The organism is Nocardia sp. NPDC060220 (assembly GCF_042727815.1).
In the GTDB taxonomy this organism is placed as follows: domain Bacteria; phylum Actinomycetota; class Actinomycetes; order Mycobacteriales; family Mycobacteriaceae; genus Nocardia.
On sequence record NZ_JBHWZY010000490.1, the window covers coordinates 1 to 5,265 of the forward strand.

A 5,265-nucleotide genomic window follows, 5' to 3' on the forward strand; every position below is an offset into this window, starting at 1 on the left:
GCTCACAGGTCTGCATAACCCAGCTGCTGACATCCGCCGCCTATGGCAACTGCGGAATGGAAGGCGCCGTCGGACGCCCGCACCAGGCCCGAACCAGCGAATCCTGCAACTGGCGCTTCAGCGTGCGGACTTCGAGACTGTCGGTCCCACGTGGCCGAAGGGCCTCGGCTATCGTCTGCAGGAATCGTCGGCGGGTCATGCCGAAGGCCACCAGCAGTTCTCTTGCGGTGGCACCTCCGAGCGGAGCCCAGCGGATGGCGAATCCGAGGGCCGATTTCGTGGCCGAATCGACTCCGTCGGCGTGTCCGAGTCTCTCGCACTGGCGAAGCGCGGTCCGAATCCACGCCTGACCGTAGCGACGCTCTTCACCTGCGGAATGGGCCGCAAAGACAGGTAGCTTCTCTATCGGCGGTCGCGGCCGGAATCGAACACGTACTGAAGATCTGACAGGCGGGGGAACGTCGCCTTCGATTGTCGCAAAGACCCACGGACCCTCGTCCAGTTCCACGATGGCGATCGTAAACGGCACCATCTCGGCGGGGGCGACTTGCGACCTGCGATGTGTCAGCCGCCAGGACACAAGTGAACCGAGACCGGACGACGGTATGAGATCCTGGTGCGCTGACCGACACGAGGTGCATTTGGTAGTAGATGGTGCGAAAAGTCTGCTACAGGCGCGACAACGGTGAATCATCATGGATTCGCTCCGTTCCTGAAATTAGCGGCTCGGCTTCTGTGTGCTCGGAGAGCATGAACTCCAGGTTGCGTCGGGGCATGGGGTGGGCATCACATTCCTCGGGTTTCGCAAATGGTTCCAGGCGGAATCGGCTCGGCTGGCCAGTGCGTCAGCCGACCTGAATCGCTTCCATCACGTCGGCGATCGTTTCGGCGAACCGCACGGTGGCCTCGCGGCTGGTTGGGCTGATCGCGGTGAAGGAGACATATCCGTGCACCAACCGTTCCTCGCGCAGGAGGCGAGTGGGCACACCTTCATCGGCGAGCCGGTTGGCATACGCGGTGGCCTCGTCGCGAAGAGGATCGAAGCCGGCCACCGCGATCACCGCGGGCGGCAGGCCGGACAGATCGTCGGCCCGCATCGGCGAAAGGCGTGGGTCAGCGCGATCGATGCCGGCTGGGATGTAGTTGTCGCGGAACCATGCGATCTGCTTGGCCGACAGCGCGGGTGAATCGGCGAACTCAGTGTGGGATTCATACGACGTGGAGAAATCGGTCGCCGGGTACAGCAGCGCTTGCACCGCCGGTCGCACTGCTCGGCCGCGCAATTGCTGGGCCAGCACTGTCGCGATGTTGGCTCCCGCGCTATCGCCTCCCACCGCGATGCACGTCGGGTCGATATCCCATCCAGGTGCCCGCTCGACTGCGAAGTCCCATGCGACGAGAGCATCCTCGATAGGGGCGGGGAACGGGTGTTCCGGTGCCAACCGGTACTCGACCGAGAGCACGTCCAAGCCGCTGTGAATCGCGAGGAGGCGAGCGGGCGCATCGTAGGAAGCTCGGCTGCCCAGCACGAACCCACCGCCGTGGAAATACACGAGCAGGCCTGTCGACGTCGCCGACGCACGGTAGCGAGTGGCCGTGAGCCCGCCAGACAGCTCGAGTTCCTCCACCAGGTGCAGCGGCGGGCACTTCTCGGCGAAGGTGGCGGTATCGGCGTCGGTCATGGCGCGTGCTCGGGCCGGATCGTGGTCGCTGTAGTCGGGTCCGGCGGCGGTCGCCGTCATCAGCAGTGCGATCTCGGGTGCCATGCGTGCACCGGCCCTGTTGGTCGGCGCGCCCGCGACCAAGTTCAGCAAAGCGGGGGGAGTTTTGCCGAGCAGGATTGCGAGACTACGGATGAGTTTTTGCGATGTTGTCAGTTCGTGCGCGGTCATCTCACGCCACTCCTGTCTTTGCAGCAGACTTTTTCGCCGGCTGTGCACCGTTGCTCTGCACCGGGGGACGGACTGCCTGTGCGCGTGCGAAGCGGAGGTTGCCGTCGATGGTCGGCCGGTCGGCGAGCAGCTTGCGGTCGGCGGGAACGTGGGTCAGCATCCGCCACGGCAGTTCCGGTCCCTGCTGCGGCAGTAGGTGTTTTCCACGGTTCGCGTAGCCGGAGTTCAAGTCCAGGAGTGGCTCGGTGGGCATGTGCGGATCGGGCACGGGGACCACCGAGTCGAAGCCGTTTGCCTCCATGATCTTGATCAGTTCGATGATGTAGGCCGAGGTCATACCGACCTTCATCGTCCACGACGCGGACTTGGTGTAGCCGAACGAGATTGCCCAGTTCGGCAGCTCGGAGGTGAGCATGCCGCGATAGGTCACAGTGTCGGCCACATCGATCCGTCGCCCGTCGACCGTGTGCGAGATACCGCCGAACATCTGCAGGTTCAGGCCCGTGGCGGTGACGATGACGTCCGCGTCGAGTTCGACGCCGCTGGCGAGCAGGATTCCGGTACGGGTGACACGTGTGATCTTGTCGGTGACGACCGACGTGTAGCCGTCCCGGATGGATTCGAAGAAATCACCGTCGGGTGACTGGCACATCCGTTGATCCCACGGCGCGTACGGCGGGTTGAAGTGCGTGTCGACGTCGAAGCCTTTCGGCAGGTCCTTGACGTTCAGGGAACGGATCAACTTACGAGCAGCATTCGGGAACCGCTCCATGAACTTGACCGTGAAATAGTCACGCCACATGTTCTTTTCGCGAGTCGCCCAATAGCCTCGCTCGATACCGAGCAACGCGGTCAAGCGCAGCGCATTCTTGTCCACCTTCGGCAATGAGACGATGTACGTCGGTGTGCGCTGGAGCATGGTGATATGCGCCGGTGGGTTGGGGCCGTAAGCCATGGCCGGAATCATCGTGATCGCGGTGGCGCCGCTCCCGACTACCACCACACGCTTGCCTGCGGAGTCGTAGTGCTCGGGCCATTTCTGCGGATGGAGGATGTCGCCGCCGAAGTCCGTGAGACCAGGAATATCCGGGGTGTAGCCCTCCTCGTAGTTGTAGTAGCCCGTGCCGCCGAACACCCACCGTGTGGTGATGGCGGTCGTAGTCTCTTTGCCCTCGGCGTCGCGCTGGGTGACGTCGAGCGTCCACCGCGCGTCGTCGCTCGACCAGGAGGCGCCGGTGACCTTGTGCCCGAGCCGCAGCATCGAGGCGAGACCGAACTCGTCGACGGCCTCATGCATGTACTCCCGAATCAGATGCCCTTCGGCGATCGCTTCGCGACGACGCCACGGCTTGAAATCCCAGCCATATGTGTGCAGATCGGAGTCCGACCGAATTCCCGGGTATTTGAACAGATCCCAGGTTCCACCGATATCATCGCGTCCTTCCAGCACCACGATCCGCTTCGTCGGAAATGCGCGGCTGAAGTAATATGCGGCGCCGAGTCCGGAGACTCCAGCGCCGATGATCGCGATATCTACCACCTCGTGCTGTTGAGGTTTTGCAGTAGCCACTGTGCTGGCTCCTTCACTACGTGATCGTGGAGTGGTTGTTCATTCGATAATCGTCTTGCGGGTGTGATGTGCGCCATTGTCGTGGCGCGCGGATACTGTCGAGTGACAGTGCAAACTGCTGCAAAATGGTCGTAGAAGTCCGATTCTTTCGCCAGCAGAAGGCATAGCTCCCCGTTGGCGTGACGGGCGTGGGCAGCTTCGTGCGCTGTTAGTCGTCCCGGAGCGCGATCAGGGAGAGCGCCGCATCGATCGCTGTCGCGTTCTCGTTGAGCGACATGGGCAGCAACTCGCTTGCGCGGGTAAGGCGGCGGTCGATCGTGTTGCGGTGTGCGAACATTCGGTCGGCGGTGCGCGAGCTGTTGAACCGTTCATGAATGAAGGTGCGGACTGTGTCGCGAATCAACCGATCCGCGCCGGCCAAATCGCCGAGCGTGTCGGAGATGAACAGTTCGGCCTCGGCGGGATCGGTGGAGATCAGCGACGCCAGGTGTACGTCCTGGAATCGGACGACCCGTCGATTCGATCCGAGACGTTCCACGAGGCGCTTGGCGGCGGCCGCGTCGAGGTGGCTGCGGCGAAAACCCGTGATGTCGGCACCGGGCCGCCCGAATGCCACTCGCGCTGCCGGCGTCGGGGCGAGGAGATCGGCGATCTGGGCGATATCGGGGGCTGTGGCGGTGGGCATCCACAGCCAGATGGTGGTAAGTCCGGCGTCGATCGACAGGCGGTAAGGGGTCTGCGTCGCGCGGACGATCTGTTCGGCGGCTTTGGTGGCTTGCGCGGCGGTGTCGACGGAGCCGACCCAGACGATGGCCGCCACGTGGACATCGGTAAGCGGGTACCCGAGCTGGTTTTCGGCACGGTCGCGCGGGATCGGCGCACCTTCGAGGAGCAGTTGCACTGTCGACTGGCGCCTGAGCTGCGTGGCCGCGCTCAGGTCTTCCCGAATCGCCTCGAGATGTTCCTCGAACTGAGCCATCGAGTCGTCGACGAACGCGGTGAGCGAAGTCGCGGACAAGTCGATCACCTCGCGCAGTATCTGCGGCTCGGCACCGGATTGGAAGCAGGCATTGACCCACCATGTCCAGATCGAGCGCTGAGCGGCGCGCCAGGCACGGCTCTCGTTCACGAAGATGCCGCGCATCGCGAGGTCGCGGGCGTACTGCGCGTACTCCACCACGTCGACGACGGGCACCGGTCGCCCCGGTGCGTGGATGTTCGACGCGAGCCACTGCTCGACATTCGTGCGAGTCAACCGGCGGTCGATTTCCGACAGCGGGGAGCCCAGACTGGCACCCGGGTCGACAGTCGCCTGGAACTGAACCGTCGCGAGTTCGTCGAGGATGGACTCGGCATGCGGCAGCAGCGCCGTCGCCACCGAGCGGAACAAGTCCTTCGCGGCGTCTGACAGGGCTGGCCAATCGGCTTCCCGATCACTCATGAGCTGCTCCCGTGCGATAGCGGCGACGGTTCGAATCTACTCCACCTCCTACACGGGACGAGTCGGAATGAGCCTGGTTGCCGAATTGGCATCATTGATATATTCGCGGCGTCAGATCCAGCCGCGGTGCGCTATGTCGCGGAATTCATTCAAATACGGAATTCCTTTTCTTGTATGGCGGGTGGATTACTCCCGCGATTGAATTCGGTGGTTCTCTCAGTGTCGAGCGAGCGAGGCCCGATCCGCTACGACGAAGGTGCACACGATTCGCGCGGCGGCGGTGCAACCTGCCTCACCGGGCCGGAAAATCCCATCATCAACGGGCTATCGGCAGGCCGTCGAGGTGCAAGCCTTCCCATCGC

General features: G+C 63.4%; 5 protein-coding genes. 1 reads left to right on the forward strand and 4 read right to left on the reverse strand.

The annotated features are described in order from the left end of the window. Positions 1 to 40 precede the first annotated feature (40 nt). From ACFWF3_RS23260 to ACFWF3_RS23275, 4 genes are all read right to left on the reverse strand, one after another. Positions 41 to 697: a Zn-ribbon domain-containing OB-fold protein gene (locus tag ACFWF3_RS23260; protein WP_379315253.1), complete on the reverse strand. Its 657-nt coding sequence runs from the start codon at positions 695 to 697 to the stop codon at positions 41 to 43. Between the two features lie 148 nt (positions 698 to 845). Continuing rightward, a complete protein-coding gene (locus tag ACFWF3_RS23265; protein WP_379315254.1) occupies positions 846 to 1,892 on the reverse strand; it encodes an alpha/beta hydrolase in 1,047 nt (348 codons plus the stop codon). 1 nt (position 1,893) lies between these two features. Further along, the gene (locus ACFWF3_RS23270; RefSeq protein WP_379315255.1) at positions 1,894 to 3,462 is read right to left on the reverse strand and encodes a flavin-containing monooxygenase; all 1,569 of its coding nucleotides are present in this window, start codon (positions 3,460 to 3,462) and stop codon (positions 1,894 to 1,896) included. A gap of 208 nt (positions 3,463 to 3,670) precedes the next feature. Then, positions 3,671 to 4,903, reverse strand: coding sequence for a PucR family transcriptional regulator (locus ACFWF3_RS23275; protein WP_379315256.1), 1,233 nt, complete (start codon positions 4,901 to 4,903; stop codon positions 3,671 to 3,673). Between the two features lie 126 nt (positions 4,904 to 5,029). On the opposite strand from ACFWF3_RS23275, the gene ACFWF3_RS23280 reads away from it, so the two are divergent. Beyond that, positions 5,030 to 5,265, forward strand: a 236-nt coding sequence (locus tag ACFWF3_RS23280) for a hypothetical protein (RefSeq protein WP_379315257.1), incomplete at its 3' end; no start/stop codon positions are given.

Coding starts and splice junctions, on each gene's coding strand:
- ACFWF3_RS23260 (WP_379315253.1), bottom strand. CDS start 697: ATGATGATTCACCGTTGTCGCGCCTGTAGCAGACTTTTCGCACCATCT.
- ACFWF3_RS23265 (WP_379315254.1), bottom strand. CDS start 1,892: ATGACCGCGCACGAACTGACAACATCGCAAAAACTCATCCGTAGTCTC.
- ACFWF3_RS23275 (WP_379315256.1), bottom strand. CDS start 4,903: ATGAGTGATCGGGAAGCCGATTGGCCAGCCCTGTCAGACGCCGCGAAG.